Source organism: Cytobacillus mangrovibacter (genome assembly GCF_042865275.1).
GTDB classification, from domain to species: domain Bacteria; phylum Bacillota; class Bacilli; order Bacillales; family Cytobacillaceae; genus Cytobacillus; species Cytobacillus mangrovibacter.
The window spans coordinates 45103-65260 of record NZ_JBIACJ010000012.1; the positions used below are offsets into that span (position 1 = coordinate 45103).

Here is a 20158-nt window from a genome sequence, read left to right on the forward strand (position 1 = left end):
TTGGATTAAAACAGCCTCCGACATAAACAACGTTGTAGGAGGCCCATACATCAAATAGAATATAAATATAGGGAAGGAGGAATTGAACATGAACATCTTAGTTGATAGAACCCGAATGAAGTATCGAAATGCAAGAGAAAGAGATTGCTATAATATCATGGATATTGAGTATCACCTGAAAGCACTGGCTTGGGAAGGTTTAATTTGGTGTTTGCAGGAAATGCCAGATAAGAGCAAAGCAGAGGGAATTCTTATAAAATATTATCTCAATGAATATAGGGAAAATCAGGTATATGATGATATTAGTAGTCCTCTTTACTCCTCCCAATGAAATTATCCTCTAAATGTTTAATATCCTGTTTTCATCTAATAGATGAAAATAATAGCTGAAAAAACGAATAAAAACCCCATTAATTAATAATTTCCAATAAAAATACAAATTGAAAGAAGGAAAATTAAGCAATGAAGTCTTTTAATGAAATAATTACAAAAGAGCTGATTGAAAGAATCGTAGAGAAGCTAACAGAAGAGGCAAGGTTAATAGATCAAATAGAAAGAAATTCGATTATATACGATGATTACAATGAAATTGAACCCCTTGTTATTGCTGATATTTCAAATTATTATTTTCAGATTCCTTTACTTGAATTAGAGGAATGAATAACATAGGTTTCCCCATATGTTAATAAGTTAGGAGTTAAAATCCATCCAAATGTGGAATGCAATTATTCTGATTCAAACCAGATAGCAAGAACCTCGGTTACACACCTGTTTACAAACAGCAATTTAGATTCCCTTCCTGATAATGGATACAACGAATTTAAATTTTTAAGTGAATTACAAGAGTTTTATGATGATTTAAGAATTGACATAAAGGTTGAATTTGAAAGTATTGACCATAAGGAAGACGGTGATCAATGTTTGAGAGTAATTGAAATATATGAAGGCAAATCCAAGAAAATACCGTTGACAGACGATGTATTTGAACAGGCATATGATTATGAAGAAGTTCTATATGCAAACACTGTTGCGGTTACTAATGGTGCTGAACTTTTCGTTGAAACATGGAATGAAAGTTCTGAATGTTATATGCCGTTGCAGGAATTGCCTAATTACATCGACTTAGTTAATGTGAATAATCATAAATACATCATATCATTACAAAGCTAAACAAAAAAAAGGAGCGGATCATTTATATAATCCATTCCTTTTTCAATTTACCAAACCTCAACAATGGAGTTTTTCTCCAAAATTCCATTTGAACAAAAAACCATATTATTATCGACTAAGTATTGTTGAATCTTTTCATTAATTAATATAAAATTTTGGTTTGTGTGAATCTGAAGGTGTTGTTCAATTCTCTGAAGAGTAATTCCTGGATGGTTAGAATCAATTGGTTTCTTATTGATTTCAATGAGAGGATATGTTTCGTTAGGAGTTGTAATAAAAATTGATGCATCCCCTTTTGCTGATTGCAAACAATGATTAATAAATATTAAACTGATGTCCTCGAAAAGAGGAAAACCATTTCCTTCGTTTTTGCTCGAAATTAAAGAAGCATTCGAATAACAAGCAGTTAATAAGTCGTCATCATTTAATTTTGTTTCATAGGATAATAATGTTAATTCCTTTACTTCCTTTGCTAATTCTTGGTTTGAAACAGAATCCATAATCTTTAAAGATATTTTTAAATCTTTAATCTTCTTATTATTCATTTTCCCACCTCAATCTCAATTTGATAATACCCTACTATACGTATAAAAATAAAGAAAGTTTCAAACTTATATCTACTTTACAAAATCGGGGAGAGTCAAGGTCGAAATCCCTCTAAATCAACAATCTTCTAATTTAAAAAATCTGCCCGTTGGTTGTACTTTCCAAAATAGGCCTGATATAATTATAGAGTAAAGAAATTATAAGGTAGGTGATATTCTATTAATGTAGTAAGCCCAATTCGTGAGAAGAAACAATTAGAAGCTGTAAAAGGATATTTAAGAGGGAAAAATAAAAGGGATTATTTGTTATTTATGGTTGGTATCTCATCAGCATTGCGAATTAGTGATATTTTGAGATTGAAAGTAAAAAATGTATGGAACGGAAAAAAGCCTGTTGAATACGTTGAACTTAATGAAAAGAAAACAGGAAAATATAAACGCTTTCCAGTTACTCCTAATTTAAACAAGGCCATCAAAGAATATATGTCCGAGTATAATGGTCAACCTGAACAATACCTGTTCGTAAGTAGAGTAGGTCACAATAAGCCAATTACACGACAGTATGCAAATATGATGTTAAATAATGCTTGTGATATGGTTGGTATAACTGAACCATTTGGGAGCCACGGAATGAGGAAATCGTGGGGCTACTGGGCTTTTAAGCAAGGTATCTCTTTGGATTATATATCTTTAGCTCTTAATCATCGTTCTATCGCTGAAACAAAAAGATATTTAGGATTATTACAGGAGGATTTAGATAATATTTATCTTCAAGTCAATTTATGACGAGTTTCTTCTATAAATATAGTTTATTTGCAATCGAAAGGAGAATAGAAGAGTTGAATGAAAATTTGAATATCTTAAAACAAGCCACGATTTCTTAGGGCATTACCTCAAAAAAAACTTTGGGTATTGTCTAAAAAGAATCGTGGTTTTTATTTTGCCTAAAGTTAATGAGGTGGAGTAAATGAGTGGAAGCTGGAAGAATAATACGAAAATTAAGCGTTTAATGGCAGAAGGTCGAGGACAAGGTGTCGGATCAGATTATATTCCTTGGATAAAAACTAACGAATTTTCATCTAAGGGAAGAGCAACAAGGATTTTCGGGGTTAAAACTGGAAGATTACACCATTTGAATTCTGATAATCAGTACCGAGCATTTTTAACCTTTGAGTTTGCAAATCAAGTTTTAGATCTCAGGGAATCATATCCTCTCCTGGATGTTATGGAAGTAATTGATGAAAAAGATGACTTACGTTTTGATAAATTCCAGGATAAAGAAACAAGGGAAGGTTATGTGATTACGACCAATTTTTTGTTGACAGTTAAAGAGCCAGGTGGAAATGAAAAGTTTGTAGCAAGAACCGTAAAAAATACTTCTGAATTAAAAAGAAAAATAACATGGGAGAAGCTCGAAATAGAGAGACGATACTGGTTAAATCGTCAAGTGGACTGGAAAGTCCTTACGGAGAAACAGTTACCAAGGCAACTGGCTAAGAATATTGAATGGGTAAGAGAGACTCTATTAGGTAGCGAAGGGAATTTGGATAAAGAGCAGTTATCTATTACCCTACTGAAGTATTTTTTGGAAAATGATGAATTCCCTTTGAAGGAAGTTTTAAAATCCTTTGATAAACAAGAAGGTTTACAAAAGGGATCAGGCTTATTCCTGTTTCGATATTTATTAGCAAAAAAGGAAATACGAGTTGATATGAGTAAGACCATTGATTTATCTACAAACGTTAAAAATCTTTTATTGTAAATGGGCGGTGATGGAATGGAACTTTTAGAAAATATGCTACTTCAGTTTAAAGACGGAAGAACCATTAGGGTTGTGTATAACAACCGACTTTCTTCTATTGTACGTGTAATAGACATGGAAGGTAACCGATGGGCTTATGAAATGGAAAAGGATTCAATTTTTTCTCTATTCGAGCTTAACGAGATTAGTAAATTAACAGAAGATTATTTCTATCGTCATGTTGTTGAAGAAGATCTAAGCAATGCTGAAAAAACAAGAAGGGATCGTGCATGGGAAATTGTAACCTATGTTTATGCTCAATTGGAAAATGAAGAGCAAATGTTCATGACTAAATACAGAGATCAGGCAATGAAAAGAGCAGTTGCAGTTTATCAAATTAATTATCGAACGGTGAAAAGTTATCTAATTGCATACTGGAAATATGGAAAGATTCGAAATGCCTTGTTACCATCCTTTCATATGTGCGGGGCAAGGGGACAAGAGAAAAAGGGTGGTGAACGAAAAAGAGGGCGACCAAGTTCAATTTCTTCCCAACAAGGAGTAAATGTCGATGAAAAAATAAAAAAGTATTTTAGAACAGGTTTAAATCGTTACTACTATAACGACAAACAAAATACTTTAAAAGTTTCCTATGAATTGACCATTAGAGACTTCTTTACGGAAAAGGAACAAGATCATAATGGAAATACTATTTCTATATTAAAAGACACTTCAAAAATTCCAAGTTATCACCAGTTTTTATATTGGTTCAGGAAATTCAATGATCCAAAGAAGGAAGTGTCTATGAGAAATGGCTCGAGGGTATATCATCAAAAGTACCGAGGTATAATTGGGAATTCAACACAAGATGCAGGGTCAGGGCCAGCCACACTATGGCAGACAGATAGTACCCCACTTGATGTTCATTGCGTTTCAATTAATAGAAACATTCTGGTGGGGAAACCATTATTCCATCTGGTTATAGATGTTTATAGTCGCTTAATAGTAGGATTTAGTTTGAGCTTCGAATCATTGAATTCATATAGCGGGGCAATGATGGCTTTATTAAATAGCATGACTCCTAAAAAAGAGTTTTGTAAACGGTATGGTATTGAGATAAAGGATGAATGGGATGTGGATTGTGTTCCACAAAGAATTTTTACTGATCGAGGTGAACTTAACGGTAAACAAATAGAAGGGGCTATAGAGGGTTTGGGTATCTCCGTACAGAATAGTCCTCCATATTTTCCGCAGGCGAAAGGAATTGTAGAAACAATGTTTAATCAGATTCATTCCAGAATCAAGCCACATATAGATGGAGCTGTTATAAATGGAAATAGAGTTAGAGAAAGAGGAGAAAAGGATTTTAGATTAAAAGCTAATTTAACGATTGATGAAGTTACTGCAATTCTAATTAAGTGTATTGTTTTTTACAATAACCATCATGTGATCGAAGGGTATCCATTAACCGAAGAAATGATTGCTGAGGGTGTAGAAAAAATACCGAGAAAAATATGGGAGTTTGGATTAAAGCATCAGAAGGGTCAGCTACGTGTTTTACCTGAAGAAGTAATTCGAATGCATCTTCTTCCCACACAAGCGGGTTCAATTACGGCTAAAGGTGTGAAGTTTAAGCAATTGCTCTATGCATCTGAATACAGTTTAAAGAATAACTGGTTTCAAAGAGCAAGAATCAATGGAAGTTCAAAAATAAAGATTTGGTATGATCCCAGAAACTTAACGCATATCTACACTGCAAATGAAGAGAATAATGGGTTTCATAAATTTACCCTTTTAGATCACCTTACTAAGTTTAAAAATAAAGGAATCGAAGAAGTTGATCAAATTATTAAGCACGAACGATCAATCGATAGTAAAGGAAAAGAAAGAGAATTAAAGGAAAAAGTAAAGCTATTTGATGATATAGAGAAGATTGTGACAACAGGAAAACAAAAAACAGAAGAACAGAAAGATAATAGCATAAGCAAAACGCAGAAATTGAAGGGGATAAAAGAGAATCAAAGAAAGGAAAGGCAACACCAACGGGATTTACTAACAAAGGAGAACGATAATTTGTTAAAGCAAGAAGAGATTGCCAGGGAAAATATTGTTGATGAATTAGACTTGTTTAGAAGCCTGCAGGGAGTAGATGAAAATGAATAACTTATTTTTTTTACAAAACGGCATGGAAGCTGTGGAGGCAGAATATCATCAGTTTCCTTTAGAGGAGTACAATAGCAATCCATTAATACAAGCATTACCACCACTAATGGATAAGGAATCCATCATAAAGAAATTGAAATCACCTATATCTTTTAAGGAAGAAGAAAGGAATATGGATAGTGCATATAGACTTCATATGATATATAGGCTATATAAGCTCTATCAGCCAATGCCGATTCATCTCAATATTTGGAAAACTATTTTTACACTCATATATCAGGGATACATAGCCAGAAATCCATTTGATAAGGAATACAGGAGGTATATAAATCAAACTGGCAAGAAAATTATTAATCGAACATTTGATATTAATACCAGAGCTGATTTTAGAACTACTGCAAGTTGTGCAACGCTTATTGGTTATTCAGGTATTGGCAAAACAAGCTGTGTCAGTCGAGTGATAAGCAATATACCTCAAATCATAGTTCATAATCAGTACGATAATCAACATTTTAACCAAATTCAAATTTCGCATCTCACGTTGCAAACTCCAAGTAATTCGTCGTTGAAAGCATTAACTCTGCAATTCTTTATGAAGGTTGACGAACTAATTGGAACTAATACATTTCAAAAACATGTATCTCGTAATCTATCTACAGATGCAATGTTGCCATTAGTGGGACAGGTTGCCCAAAATTTGGCAATTGGCACATTAATCATAGATGAGATACAGCATTTACAGAATCGTGGAATTCAACAAATGATGAACTACTTTGTTACCTTAATGAATTCTTTTGGCGTTCCTATACTTTTTATCGGAACCCCAGCAAGTTACTCAATCTTTCAAAATGAATTCCGAATTGCAAGACGTGTTTCGGGGAATGGTGAAATCATTTGGAACAACATGGAGAATAACAATGAATTTCGCTTTTTTTTAGAATCTATCTGGAAGTATCAGTGGAATCGGATTTTCACTCCTCTTAGTGAAGAAATGATAAAAGTGTTTTATGAGGAAACCCAAGGGGTATCCGATTTAATTATTAAATTATTTATAAACGTACAGGAAGTGTGCATCTCGATTGGGAAAGAAGAATTTACTGTTGAAATGATACAGAAGGTTGCAAAAGAGAAGTTTAAGTTGATGAAACCAATGATTGATGCGATAAAATCAAAAAATATTTATAAAATGGCTCAATTTGAGGATTTGAGAAAAATTGAGATTTCTGATGTTCCAATCTCAAATAAAGAGAAACTAATTCAAAGTCCTGCAAAAATTAAAAACGTTCAGCAGGAAGTAAGTCTAAATGCTAAAAAAACAAGTGAACCTAAAGTGCAAAAGGGTAAGAAGGTTGCAAATTATAAAGAAGGAGATTTAAGAGGGGTGCTAAAAAACTCAAACAAGGGGGAAAAGTCGCCTTTTCAACTTATGTTAGAGAATGGATTTATTGATGATATGAGTTTTTGGCTGGAAGCTGCAGTAAAATGATTAACTTTCTGCCTTTAATTTACCAAGATGAATTGCTATTTAGTGTTATTTCCAGATACAAGCAAATGTGCGGTATGGAAAGTAAGCGTGCTTTAGAGATGGACTTATTTAGAATATATAAAAGGATGGGCAGGAAGTCTGTATTGTTTCCACAAAACTTACGTACATTCGTATCAAACCTTCCCCCAACTTCAAAACTTTCAAGCAAGGAAATTATTATAAATCACACAATGTACCCATTTTACACAGCCTTTTTATCCGAGAAGAAATCACGATTAGTATTTAAAAGTATGGAAGATGGATGCGGTAGAAATATTGAAAGTATGGCAGGTATGGCAGGAAGTAAAGTGAAATCAAGTAATTATCTACGCTATTGTCCTATATGTTTTAAACAAGATATAGAGCAATTAGGGGAGAGTTATTGGCGTAGGCTTCCGCAAGTACCTGGAGCTTTGTACTGTCCAGTGCATCAGGTTCTCTATAAGGAAAGTAATGTAGTAATAACGGATAGTAGGAATGATTTTTTATGTGCAGATGAAGATACTTGTTCTGCTGATTTAGCTACAGATAATTACCCAAAGGATATAAAAGAGACGAATTTGAATTACGTTGAAAATGCTTCATATATATTATTCCATAATCAAAATAGAAAGGATTTATCCTTTATTATCGCTTTTTATATTGATAAATTACGGGAGAGAGGTTGTGCTTCTCATGGTGGAACACTATATATTGATAGATTTATAGAGGATTTTTTGCACCATTATCCATCGAAATATTTAGGACTGATGCAAAGTAGTGTAGACATTGATCAAGAAGCAAACTGGCTAAGGCTCTTTGTTCGAAACAATAACAAGAATAGAAGTCCGCTGAGGCATCTTCTCTTTCTTCAATTCTTAGAGGTTAATGCCTCGGAACTTTTTAGTGCTAATACTACAATTGGAAAACAAACTATAAATCCCAACCGTATTCCTCTTTATGATATCAAGGACAGAAGGAAAAAGTGGCTAAAAATAATTGAAGACAATCCTGGTGCTAATCGAACTGAACTTAAGCAGGTAGGAAAAGGGCTACATACATGGATATATGTGAATGATCGTGAATGGTATGAAGAAGTTACACCAAGCGTTAAAACCAGAAAGAAAAGATCAAGTGACATTGATTGGGAAAAGCGAGACGAAAAGTGTTTAGAACTCGCTAAAAATGCAGTGGAAACTTTATTGAAGGAAAAGGGAAAACCAATTAGGATTATTCCAAGTACCATTAGAAGGGCAATTGGAGCGAGTAGATGGTTTAACCATCCAAAACTTGTGAAAACTCGTCAATACATAAAAGATGTGACAGAAGATATTGAAAGCTACCGAGTGCGAAAAATAAAATGGGCAATTGAAGAGATGATTAAGAAAGGCGAAAAGCTAACAACATATAAAATCCAATTATTTGTAGGATTCGGCGGGTCAAATAAAGAGGTTAAAGAGCAAATCAATAGTATAGTAAGTAATTATGAATAAGTATTTAGTGAGAATAGAAAACTGCTGTGACTTTCTGTCATGGCAGTTTCTTCATATTGCCATATAAAATAAAAAGTTTATAAAGTTACTAATGCGTTGTGAATAGAGGTTCCTATTCTTCCTATAGCAAATATAGTAGTTTTAGATACACAATGTTACACGTTGACACATAATGTAACATTGTGTATCTTTAATATAAAGGTATTCACAAAGGAGTAAAACATGAGTAATTACAAAACAGTGAGAATCGATAATGAATCTATGAAGAAACTTGAAGAAATAGCGGAAACTATGGAAGCACAACTCAATTTTAAAATTTCTAAAGCATCAGCCATAGAACATGTTATCAATGAGCAATATGAGCAAATTGTTGTCAGTCAAAAAAGATTCATATTAAATCTGATTAATGAGTCTTCACAAGAGAAGAAATTAGAATTTCAGAAAATGTTAGATGATATAAAAGAAAAAGGGCATGAGCCTGAATTTGTTATGGATGAAAAGGGTAATTTTATATGGATTAGAAGATAAGAATAGATAACTTTTCATAAAAAATATGAGGTGTGGATAATATGAGCCAATTAGGGCTTTTTGACGAGGATCAACTATCAATATTTGAAGATTTATCCGATGAAGAAATTGGAGGTGTAAATAAAACGTTCTTAAATATTGTGAAGGACAATCAAGTAGTTCATATGGATATTGATGAATTGTTTGATACTACAATATATAGTGAATTAAAAGCAGTATCATTTGTTGCATCACCGAATTTCTTTTTTACCACAACGAAGAACTTCACAAATATCACACTAATTTTAGGTATAGAGGATGGGGCAGTAGCCAACTCCTTTGTAACTGGAATTGCCCCCCTACTTGACGTAACCGAAAGACTAAAATTCTATAATTCCTTGTCAAACGATGTGAAAGAGAATATTCGTTCCAATAAATACTCCATTAGATACCCACACCAAGGCAATCCCATACATTCAAAGATATATTTACTAAAAGGTAAAAATGCATCAAGGGTTATCATTGGCTCGGCTAACTTTACTGAGACTGCCTTTAACAATAGAAAACAATTTGAAGAAATACTGGTATTTGACAACTCTCCTTTATATGAAATTTATGAAAATAGATTTAAAGATATTTTTAAACAAACTGTTGACTACATACCTGAAATAATAAAGAAGCAATATGACTCTGAGAAAGTTTGGGTTGCAGATCCGGAAATTATGAAAGACATATTAATAGATGATTTGACACGACAAAAGGTAATAGTCCAATTCAGTGAAGAGGAAATGGAGGAAATAAAATTATTGCCTGACAAGATGGAAGTTGAGAAAGAAGATGCTATACAATTTAAGCAAATTGTTGAAGTTATTACTAAAAAGGATAAAAAGTCTAATAGTTTTAATTTACTTCCCGTTGCAAGTTTAAAGCAAAAATCAGTTGCAATTAAGAGCATTCTTTCATGGACAAGCAAAAAGTCCGAAGAAATTGACCATAGATTCCAACTTGTTTATAACAATGGTAATAATATGTTGCTAACCACGAATCATGGGTTAGAAAATAAGGATGAAGAAAATGAGCTTATACTATTTTCGAAGCCGATAACTGATATTGATATATTAAGAGAAAATCTGACTCTAATTAATAGATTTGTTGATGCCTATGAACTTTTTACTGCCAGAACAGACTTAAAGAATCAGTCGAGAATCTTTGAAATCATTCTTTATGCTTTTATGTCAACCTACATATGGAATATGAGAGACCATTATGCAAGTGAGGAGGGAAGGGAAAGTGTTCGCCGTCATTTTCCTCCATTTATGATTATTGCAGGAAGGTCAATGTCAGGTAAGACCTCTGCTTTAGAGTTCATTGGAATGTTGTTGGGGAATACAAACCCCTACTTTGCTTATGAACAAGTGAAAGACTCTTCGGTGATATGGGATTACTTCCATTCGACTAATGTGAACCCAATCTTAATTGATGAAATTGAACCGAAGTTCTTCACAAGTTCTGCGGCCAAGAAAGGTGAACGGTTAATCAAATATATTAGCAATGAAATCAAGGGTCAACACCCTGTAATGATAGGTACAACAAATGCTACTGGTTTTGATGTAACTGCACAGACATCCATGCGGATTTATTACCTACAAATAGATAATACTTTCCAGAAGGAGGCTATGGCTGAATCAGGCAGATACCTAAGTGAGATTATGTCGAAAATAAATTCGAGCTTGTTCCAAGACTTTACATATCGAATTGGAAAACGCCTTCAAGATGGAAATGAGTTCTATAAGACTGATGATTTTCTTGCAATAGCAAGAGAGGTATTTATTCAATATTACAAGGAGTGTGAAATGGAGACTCCCAAATGGTTCCCTTTAAAAAAGTTTAACGACTATGATGAACGAGGGAAATTTATATGGAGAGAATTATATCGGAGTCATAAACAAGCGTTTGATATTAGAGATGACAATACGATCCTCATAAAAATTGAAGAGTTTGGGGATAGGACTAATAGAGAAAGGACAAACAAAATTAACTTCTTACCACCAGAGTGCATTATTGAGGACAGTCCTGTTTTGGTAATCAATAAAGAGATTTTCTTTAAATTTATTGAGATGTCAGAGAATGAAGAGAAAACTTTTATTGGAAAAATAAAAGCACTTTTTAGTAAAAAAGAGATGAACGGAAAATCTAAATAAGAAAGCGAATAACATTCTCTCCATAGGCATCTGGTAATTAATAAGATGTGACAATTGGAGAGTAAAACTAAATAGACTACTAAATTATTATTAAGCAAACGTAATCACAGGAATGTATTAGACATACTGGAGGGTTTAGTAATGTCTGTAAGTAAAAGTAATAGTTTGAAACCCCTTATACCCAAAGGCAATGATACGTTGGAAAAGGAATCGTTTGAGTCCTATAAAGGAAGAGTAAGTTCATCGGCTTCTAATATACCTGACTGTGTGCTTGAAAATTGGATATACAGACACTATTTATGCGTAGTTTCAGATTATTCCTTTTTGAATTTTAACAAGATGCAATTTATCAAGGAACATAGGTCTAAAGAGGATATATACCTTCTTATTAAGTCCTATGATGATAGTTGGATTAATAATTTGGGATACCAGCTTTACAAACGCAACAATAAGAGTTGGTTGCAAGATTATATGTTGAAAAATATGACCTGGCCAGTTCCAATTATAGTTCTTGAAAATAAGGAAGCGTCTTATTTGAATGACAGAGGAATGAAAATGGGTGTCCCATTTCATTTGTTGGAAGGTCATCTAAGATTGAATTATTTTAGGGAGATATATCGAACTGAAAATGAAATGCTTAAAGATACGCATTTAATTTGGAAAGTAAACATGTGAAATTGAAGGAAATATGGAGGTGTAAGGTGAAATTAGATTTTCTGGAATCAGGTATATTGGAGGACTTCAAGCAAGCAATTAGTGATCATGATGATTTCTTGATACATAAATACAGTAATTTTGGCGGTAAGAATAAAATGAATGTTATCTTCTCAGCAAGAGACTGGATTCACATAGTAGTAAACGGGATGCCTAATGTGAATATTTATCACGAAAATGATGACATTCAATCAATAAATGTGATGCAGTTCATTCATTTAATAGATTTGCTAACAGAATCTATACAACAAATCTATAGAGTCCTCTATAACCAAAAAAACTATAATCTTATCAAAGATACAAGTATCTTTAAAAAGGGTATTTCTGACGATAAGTATTTTTCACACCTTCGAGCTTCGTTTGCGGCCCATCCTGTAAATCTCACCAGTGTCGATGGAAGTGAATCAGAATTTAAGTATTTTGCTTCATGGTCAACTAAGCATGGTACAGGCGATCTTAGTGTTTACCTATACAGTAATAAACCCGGAGAACCAGACAGGGAACTGTCGATTTCTTTCGAACTACTTGTCAAATATGCTAAGAAGCGTTACTTATTACTAAAAGAGTTTGTAAAAGAAATTGAGAGACAAGAAAAGGAATATAACAAGAAGTGGAGCAAGGTATTAATAAAAATTGAAAATGATCCCCTTCAACATCTATTAATTTTAAATGAGGAAAATCAAATAAGATTTGGAAGTTATGGTTATAAAGAGGTTATTAATGAGCTTATTGGATTGTTTCAAGCACCAATGACTTTTCCAACAGACAATGAACTATATATTAATTTTTTGAATAAATTAAGACCAGCCATTAAAGAAATCCATCAAAACCTTCAAAATATGAATGTTTTAGATCTAAGCATTTATCCGTATCCAAATACTTATACGGTTAAAAAATTACAGATTTTGAGATATGATCTTGAAAAATTCAGTGAATACTTTGCAAATCCTTATAAATATAGGGATAGTCTTGCAGTGTACCACTTAAATAGGCTCATAAAGGAAGGTATTTTACCTGAATATGCATCACTTGATATGGATATATGTGACCTTAGACTTTTATACTATACTTGGCTCGAAAAACATGGTGCAAGTATCGTTACACCAATTTCTAATAATGCCATTATTAATGATAAAGTGGAAATTATTATAATTGATGATATTTATGAATAAGAACTATGGGTAGTAGAATCAGCCATTTAAGATTTAAATATAAAGCGTCAGATGTATTGGGAAAATCGAGTGACATCGTACTTGAAGAGGAGCGGGGAAAATGGGTTCAGAAACTCTAAAAAGTGAAATTGAATCTGTCATTTCATTCAAAAGAGAAGGTGAATATTGGGATTTCAAAGAACAATATCACAGTAATAAAGCGGATTTGTTACATGACATTATTTGTATGGCTAACAACAGAGCAGATAGAGATGGATATATCATCTTTGGTGTAAGTGATAATTATGAAATAAAGGGCATCAAAAATGATGAAAACAGAAAAAATCAGCAAAATATTATTGATTTTTTAAAAGGGAAAAAATTCAGTGGTGGAATCAGGCCAACTATAGAATTAGTTACCATGTTAATAGAAGAAAAGCAAATTGATGTCCTAATTATAAAAAATAGCGATGATACGCCTTATTTTATTATTGAAGATTTTAATGATCACAAAAGAAGAGTCAGAGCTAACTATATATATACTCGCATAGGCGACACAAACACTGACATTGACAAGAGTGCTGACATCAATCATATCGAGTATCTATGGAGGAAACGGTTTTTGCTTAACAGACCTCCATTAGAGCAAATAAAACAGAAATTACGATTTAAAGACGAGTGGAAACAGGAAGAAGATACATACTACAATATTTATAATCCTGAATTTACAGTTGTTTTAGAATCTGATCATGAAATTGGGCATCCAGAGTTTTATTCTTATTTAATGACCAACCAAAGTACCATGTATGGAACGTTAGAAATTAAATGTTTCGGTACCAAATTATACAACCGACAATTTGTTGTTTTAGATAGTGGAAGATATATTACGGTTATTCCAAAATGGGGATATATAGGAAACGGTTTTTCTTTGAATGAGACGTACTCCTATAAATATTATGTAAAGGATAGCCTGGATTATATCCTACATAAATTTCTTCAATCAGATGATCATGAGGCAATGTGGGCGAGAAATAGACTGTATTCAGGAATTGTCATTTTTAACAATGAAGAAGAAATGGAAAGATTCGAAGAGTATCTTAAAAGTAATATTTCTCTTCTAAACGAACTTGTTGATGCAGAAGAGAATTTTTATGACTGGATTGAAACTGAAACAAAGCGTGAGAAAATAGTAAATCAAAAAAGGATAAAAATAGGGAAAGCCTTAAAAAATCTGCTCGAAGAATATAGAAATAAGTTGGATGTATAAAGAATCAAGTCCCAATAAAAAATAAGTGCTTTAAAGAAACATAGAAATCAAAAAGTAAACGTAGATGCTTAAAAATTAAAGAGGCGATAGAGCAAATGGCAATATATTCATCGGAAGCTACTCCCAAACAGATTAACAAATTATTTGAAAGTGAAGATTTTAAATTGTTTCATTCGACAATTAGAAAAGAGCTTGATATTGAAGATATTGAATATGAGCTTATTCTTAGAAGTAAAGTAAATGACAGTGATGGTTACGGTGATACATCAATAAATGCAAGAATTAAAATAAATAATAGTTGGAATAAAATTGATGAAGTTATTTTATTGGAAGAAGGATTGATACTATCAATCAATTCTAAGTTTTTAAAAGTGCCTGGTTTATATTTTGAAAGAGTAATTGAATTATGTGTTAAATTTGCACTGGTTCATGAGTTGGTACATGTACAGCAATTTAAAAAGGGTAAACTAACTCAGGGAAAAATGAGAGAGTTGAAGGGCATCTCATATGAACAAAGAGATGTAGAAATAGAAGCAAATAATATCGCTAAACAAGTATTGAGTGGTAAAAGTGAATTTGATAGGAAAATTATTAGTTTATTAACCTCAAAAGAATCTATAGACAATGAAAATTTACAAGGAACTTTAGATCTATTTGACAAATAGAGTAGTCTCTCAAATACATAAAGCTCTGTAAATTTCGTACTTTATCATATGTTAAGGAAATAGTAATTAATTTTGGAGGAAAATATGGACAAAGTAGACATAAAGGGATTTAAGGCTTACAAGCCAATTGAAAATGAGATTCCAAATAGTATTTGGGTTTCATATGGAGAGATCGAAGAACTTTTTTTTTGGGAATTAGAATATATTCCACATAGTCCAGGGGTGTATGTGATATACGACATTTTAGGTGAATGTTTATATGTTGGTTGTACACCTTTAAGATTTAATTTAAACGGAAGAATAAAAGAACATCTAAGGGATGCTTTTTTTAAAGATTATGCGTATAAAATGCTTTATTATCCTACTGAAAAAAGTACTATAGATATGTTGTTGTTGGAGAGAATATTAATAAAAGCACTTACGCCACTTTTTAATAACGATGGAAATGATGAAGAAATTTCAGTTGGTGGAAAAAAGTATATAACAATTAATCAAACGATTACACATCGGGACTACTGGAAAGACATAATTGAAAGAGAGGCTCGAAGAGCAAATGTACCTATAATAATCGCAAAACTACAACATGATATCGAGACTGTGTATTCAAGTGTTTTAGATGATATGAAGGAACTTCATGAAGGTAGTATTAACTTGGCAACTCTTTATAGTAAAGTAAAAGAAATGCAAAACAAAGTGAATGAATCTTCTAATGTAGATTTAGATACTTTTGTTGAGATTCTGGCGAAGAATGTGTCAGAAAAAAATTTCTCAAATAATGAATTAACATATTTGGTATTACCTAATAAGTCTTTATCAAGGACATTCCTTAAAAAAATTTTGAAATGAAGAATCAGAGAGGATTTTAGATATCTTGTTTTCTTAATCTCTACTATGTAACTGACCAAAATTTCCAACCGAAGTCACAATAAACCCTTCCGATTTCGCCTTCGAGTGAGAAAAAAGATTTCGTAAAAAAGTGTGAAAAAAACAGGGCTATCCCTTACGGGATTAGCCTTTCTTCTTTTTGTAGCTTCGGAAAACTTTATTCAAATTCAAGAAAAAGCGTGAAAAAAAGCGTAGAAAAGTGAAAAAAATAGAAATCTTACCCGTTAAAACGGAATTTTTTCATGATTCATCCACTACTAAAATAGAAATGTGTATAAAAGTGTGAGAAATAAGCTCTTCAAGCCCGACATATCATTGTGAAAAAAACGTGAGGGAAAAGCTCCCTTTTTTAAAATCATTAGGGTTAATTTGGAGAATTTATTAGAACTGTTTAGCATATCTCGTATTGAGGTGTGCTTTTATTTTTATACATATTTTGTGAAGCCTTCTAACTATGACGGAATATGTCTAACCTAATTTGGTATTATATTCTTACAAAGAAAAGTATTTCGTAAGGAGTAAGATACCTTTGGATAAAGAAAACAAAATAAAAAGAATCCTGTTATTGTATGAAAAGCTAAGAAAAGGTGAAATAGTCAATAAAAAAGAACTTGCAATAGAGTTTGGTGTCTCTGGCCGTACAATACAAAGAGATATAGATGATGTTAGGGCATATTTGGCTGAAAAACATAACGGTGAAGAAATTACATATGACACTTACCAACGAGGTTACAACATCTGTGGAGTAGTGGATAAGGAACTTTCAGGTAGTGAGCTTTTATCTATAGTAAAGATTTTGCTTGATAGCAGAGCCTTTATAAAAGATGAAATGAACGGGTTAATTGATTCCTTATTAAATACGAGTTCTGAAAACGATAAAAAGTTTATTAAAAGTATTATTGGAAACGAATTGATTCATTTTCAAGCACTAAAACATGAGAAACCATTAATCAAAATAATTTGGGATTTATGTTTTTGTATCAAGAAAAAGCAATTGATTATGATTGAGTATGAAAAGATGAATGGTGAGAAAACTGAGAGAACCGTTAAACCAATATCAATTGTTTTTTCGGAGTATTATTTCTATTTAATTGCTTTTATTGAAAACAGTAAATATCAAACTCCTGCCTTTTTTAGAGTAGATAGAATTGGATCATTCCAATTGTTAGACCAGAAATTCCCGATTCCTGAAAAGTTAAGATTTGAAGATGGGTTGTTGAGAAAGCGTACGCAATTTATGTATGGTGGAGATTTAATGACCATTAAATTTAATTATTTTGGTGCTTCTATAAATTCGGTCTTGGATAGATTCCCTACTGCAATTGTAAAAAAGAATTTAGGAAATGGTTGGTTAATTGAGGCAGAAGTCTATGGTAAGGGTTGTACTATGTGGTTGTTAAGTCAAGGGCAATACGTTGAGGTCTTAGAACCTTTTAGTATAAGGGAAGAATTGATAGCAATAATTGAAAAAATGAGTAGTAGATATAAAACAGAGGGGGATTATTCGTGCTAAAGAGAAATATCAAGTTCCCGTTAATTATGAAGAATGGAGAACAGGTTAGGACTTTAGAAGAGCTAAGAGAACACTTTGATTTAGAAAATATTTTAGAATATTACTACAATGGAAAGTTAAAAGTTTGGCTTGAGGATAGATTGTATTATTCGGAATTAGAACAATTGAAGGTATTATCGGCAATAGAGGAAAGTGGTGTTCCAAGAACCATCTGTAGTATATTCGATATTAGTTTTACTGTTGAACGTAACTCTCTTGCAGAAAGATACATGATTAGAAAGAATAAAATTGAAACAATAAAACTATATACTGAGGAAATTGGCATAATAGAAGATATTGATTTAGTTGCTATTTCTCAGGCAGAATTGGAAGAGGTATTAAAAAAAGATAATGCTACCAAGAAAATATATTTGTTAGGAGAAAAATTTAGTATCAACGATAGCGTTGGAAATGTAGAATATATCGGTATCAATCAGCCTAAACTAAAGTTGGTTTCAAATGGTAAGTTTGAGGCGAAGAGACACAATATTACTTTTAAGAATTTGATATTAACTTCTGATGCAGTGATAAAGGTAAATGCTGACAAACATCTATTCAACAACAATAAAATTGATAATAGTATAAAGTTGTCAGGAGGATTTGAAAACTTAACGAATATTATTGATTTAGAACAAGTTAATAAGGAGTTAAATTACATCGGATTCAATTATTCTGTTAAAAAGGTATTTGCTCTTGGAAACCTTATTGGTCTCTTTGCAGATTATAATCCTGTAAAAGTTATTTTTTTTGAACCTGATAAAGGGGAAATTAGGAAAATAGTTGGTAGTAAGGAGAGTATTCCTGCTATTTGTAAGGATAGTTCAGGAGATCTTTATTATTATTATCATGGTCAATTGGGAAAAGATTTTAGTAGTCTATTAAAGATAGACAGCACATCTTTTGAAGAGATCGAAGCAATAAAAAATTTTTATGTAAAGCCTAACTTTTATGAACCTAATATATTAGGGGCTTTTGAAGATACAATTTATTCTTATAAATACAACAGTTCAACATTATTCGGTAGAAGAAGCACATGGATAGAATATAAGTCCTATGATTTAATTTCAGGGAAAGAGATTGGAGCAGGGAGTGTGGATTTGCCTGGATTTTATAACACTTATGTAAGTGGTGAATTTACAGTAAAGCAATATTTTCACAGAGGTTATCTTTATTCATATTTACCCAATGAACAACTTATTTACAGCTATAAGGAAAATAAACAAATAAAATTGGAAGTAGATTTAGGTGATTATTACTTAACATCTTTGGGTGGTAATCTAAATGAGTTTGTAATTTGTGAGAATAAACTATTTGCAACAACAAAAAGACAAGATATTTTTAATAGAATACCAGATGGTAGTTTGTTAATTTTTGATTTAAACTCTGGCAAAGAAATTAAGATAATTAAAGCACATAATAATAAAATTGAATCAATTAAAGAGTTTGGGGATAAAGTAGTAACCATATCGGCAGATGGGATATTGAAAATGTGGAATACATTTGATTTATCATTAATAAGTACCCTTAAATTGGAAGCAGACGATTATCAATACATAGATACTTATGATGTGGATATAGAAGATGAAAGAATGATAGTCCTCTTTAAAGGAAAGGTATATATTTATGAATTGTAGACGAGAAGAACCTATATTTATGAAGAAAGAGGATCAAGTATGATAAAAAGAAATATTAAGTTTCCATTAGAAATGAAAGATGGTATTCAGGTTAGAACATTAGCAGAACTTAAACAACATTTCGATATAGAAAGTGTCATGGAATACTTCTTTGATGGTAGGTTAAAAACTTGGTTGGAGCAAAGATATTACAGTAATGAGGCTAAACAAGTTGCTGATTTTGCTTATGCTCCTAAAGTAGAAATTCCTAAAATGTTGTGTGATATATTTGGAATTGGTTTCGATGAAAAAGAAAAAATATATACAGAAAAACTAATAAGACAAAGGGACAGAAGAAATAATGTAAGACAGTACACTGAGGAAAAAGAAGTATTAGATAATATTCATTTAGTCGTTATGTCTCAGGAAGAGTTAGAGGACTTGTTAGAGAAGAATCGATCTAATGAGAATGTTATTTATTTGCTTGGCAAAAGTTTTAAAGTAAGCGATAGAAAATCCAACATAAAATATATTGGTATAAACAAACCAAGGGTTGAACTTTTTAGTAGTAGTAATACTTTCAATGCAAAGAAGAATAATATCAACTTTTATAATATTGAATTATCTGCCTCTAAAAAATTGACATTAATACCGTTGGGTTACGAGGAATGTCAAATAAATACAAATTTTATTACAAAATTATCGTCTGATATCGAACAAATTAAAATGCCTCAATTAGGCGAAAGTATAACAGAAGGAACAATCAGTAAATGGTTAGTTTCTGTTGGTGATAAAGTAAAAAAATATGCTCCACTTGTAGAAGTAATGACTGATAAAGTTAGTGTAGAAGTACCATCACCATTCGATGGGCTTATTAAAGAGTTAATTGCTGAAGAAGGGGAAACTTACGAAGTTGGACAAGCTATTCTTACCCTTGAAAGAGAAAAGTAATAAGAAATATGATGGAATACAAAATTGTTGGAAAAG

18 protein-coding genes and 1 pseudogene are annotated in these 20158 nt (G+C 32.0%); 18 read left to right on the forward strand and 1 reads right to left on the reverse strand.

Annotation, left to right across the window (positions count from 1 at the left end; genetic code table 11):
* Nucleotides 1-88 precede the first annotated feature (88 nt).
* The 3 genes from ACFYKT_RS18350 (at nt 89) to ACFYKT_RS18360 (ending at nt 1170) form a co-directional block, all read left to right on the forward strand.
* Complete coding sequence (locus ACFYKT_RS18350; RefSeq protein WP_389222533.1) at nt 89-331, forward strand: hypothetical protein; 243 nt, start codon at nt 89-91, stop codon at nt 329-331.
* Between the two features lie 131 nt (nt 332-462).
* Nucleotides 463-660: a hypothetical protein gene (locus tag ACFYKT_RS18355; RefSeq protein ID WP_389222535.1), complete on the forward strand. Its 198-nt coding sequence runs from the start codon at nt 463-465 to the stop codon at nt 658-660.
* A gap of 54 nt (nt 661-714) precedes the next feature.
* Complete coding sequence (locus ACFYKT_RS18360; RefSeq protein ID WP_389222537.1) at nt 715-1170, forward strand: type I restriction enzyme HsdR N-terminal domain-containing protein; 456 nt, start codon at nt 715-717, stop codon at nt 1168-1170.
* A gap of 47 nt (nt 1171-1217) precedes the next feature.
* Here ACFYKT_RS18360 and ACFYKT_RS18365 read toward each other — a convergent pair whose 3' ends face one another.
* Nucleotides 1218-1715 (reverse strand): hypothetical protein, encoded by a 498-nt coding sequence (locus tag ACFYKT_RS18365; protein ID WP_389222539.1) that lies wholly within the window; start codon nt 1713-1715, stop codon nt 1218-1220.
* Nucleotides 1716-1952: 237 nt separating this feature from the next.
* On the opposite strand from ACFYKT_RS18365, the gene ACFYKT_RS18370 reads away from it, so the two are divergent.
* The 15 genes and pseudogenes from ACFYKT_RS18370 to ACFYKT_RS18440 form a co-directional block, all read left to right on the forward strand.
* Nucleotides 1953-2501 (forward strand): tyrosine-type recombinase/integrase, encoded by a 549-nt coding sequence (locus tag ACFYKT_RS18370; RefSeq protein ID WP_389222580.1) that lies wholly within the window; start codon nt 1953-1955, stop codon nt 2499-2501.
* Nucleotides 2502-2682: 181 nt separating this feature from the next.
* Nucleotides 2683-3477: a TnsA endonuclease C-terminal domain-containing protein gene (locus ACFYKT_RS18375; protein WP_389222541.1), complete on the forward strand. Its 795-nt coding sequence runs from the start codon at nt 2683-2685 to the stop codon at nt 3475-3477.
* 15 nt (nt 3478-3492) lie between these two features.
* Nucleotides 3493-5619: a Mu transposase C-terminal domain-containing protein gene (locus ACFYKT_RS18380; protein WP_389222543.1), complete on the forward strand. Its 2127-nt coding sequence runs from the start codon at nt 3493-3495 to the stop codon at nt 5617-5619.
* Nucleotides 5612-7105: an ATP-binding protein gene (locus ACFYKT_RS18385; RefSeq protein ID WP_389222544.1), complete on the forward strand. Its 1494-nt coding sequence runs from the start codon at nt 5612-5614 to the stop codon at nt 7103-7105. The genes ACFYKT_RS18380 and ACFYKT_RS18385 overlap by 8 nt, the downstream gene beginning before the upstream one ends.
* Nucleotides 7102-8616 (forward strand): TnsD family Tn7-like transposition protein, encoded by a 1515-nt coding sequence (locus tag ACFYKT_RS18390; protein ID WP_389222546.1) that lies wholly within the window; start codon nt 7102-7104, stop codon nt 8614-8616. Before ACFYKT_RS18385 ends, ACFYKT_RS18390 begins: the two co-directional genes overlap by 4 nt.
* A 222-nt stretch (nt 8617-8838) precedes the next feature.
* On the forward strand, nt 8839-9144 hold the full coding sequence (locus tag ACFYKT_RS18395; RefSeq protein WP_389222548.1) for a hypothetical protein: 306 nt from the start codon (nt 8839-8841) through the stop codon (nt 9142-9144).
* A 164-nt stretch (nt 9145-9308) separates the two neighbouring features.
* Nucleotides 9309-11324: a phospholipase D family protein gene (locus ACFYKT_RS18400; protein ID WP_389222549.1), complete on the forward strand. Its 2016-nt coding sequence runs from the start codon at nt 9309-9311 to the stop codon at nt 11322-11324.
* 141 nt (nt 11325-11465) lie between these two features.
* Nucleotides 11466-11999, forward strand: coding sequence for a hypothetical protein (locus tag ACFYKT_RS18405; protein ID WP_389222551.1), 534 nt, complete (start codon nt 11466-11468; stop codon nt 11997-11999).
* 26 nt (nt 12000-12025) lie between these two features.
* Entirely contained in the window at nt 12026-13210 is a 1185-nt protein-coding gene (locus ACFYKT_RS18410; RefSeq protein ID WP_389222553.1) for a hypothetical protein, read from the forward strand.
* Between the two features lie 100 nt (nt 13211-13310).
* Nucleotides 13311-14456, forward strand: coding sequence for an AlbA family DNA-binding domain-containing protein (locus tag ACFYKT_RS18415; protein ID WP_389222555.1), 1146 nt, complete (start codon nt 13311-13313; stop codon nt 14454-14456).
* 95 nt (nt 14457-14551) lie between these two features.
* Nucleotides 14552-15121 (forward strand): hypothetical protein, encoded by a 570-nt coding sequence (locus tag ACFYKT_RS18420; RefSeq protein WP_389222557.1) that lies wholly within the window; start codon nt 14552-14554, stop codon nt 15119-15121.
* An 84-nt stretch (nt 15122-15205) separates the two neighbouring features.
* Nucleotides 15206-15967 (forward strand): GIY-YIG nuclease family protein, encoded by a 762-nt coding sequence (locus ACFYKT_RS18425; RefSeq protein ID WP_389222559.1) that lies wholly within the window; start codon nt 15206-15208, stop codon nt 15965-15967.
* 568 nt (nt 15968-16535) lie between these two features.
* Nucleotides 16536-17519, forward strand: a complete 984-nt coding sequence (locus tag ACFYKT_RS18430) for a helix-turn-helix transcriptional regulator (protein WP_389222561.1) — start codon at nt 16536-16538, stop codon at nt 17517-17519.
* Nucleotides 17513-19192: a hypothetical protein gene (locus tag ACFYKT_RS18435; protein WP_389222563.1), complete on the forward strand. Its 1680-nt coding sequence runs from the start codon at nt 17513-17515 to the stop codon at nt 19190-19192. Before ACFYKT_RS18430 ends, ACFYKT_RS18435 begins: the two co-directional genes overlap by 7 nt.
* 705 nt (nt 19193-19897) lie before the next feature.
* Nucleotides 19898-20116, forward strand: a pseudogene (locus ACFYKT_RS18440) (biotin/lipoyl-containing protein); the annotation flags it as partial.
* Between the last annotated feature and the right edge of the window lie 42 nt (nt 20117-20158).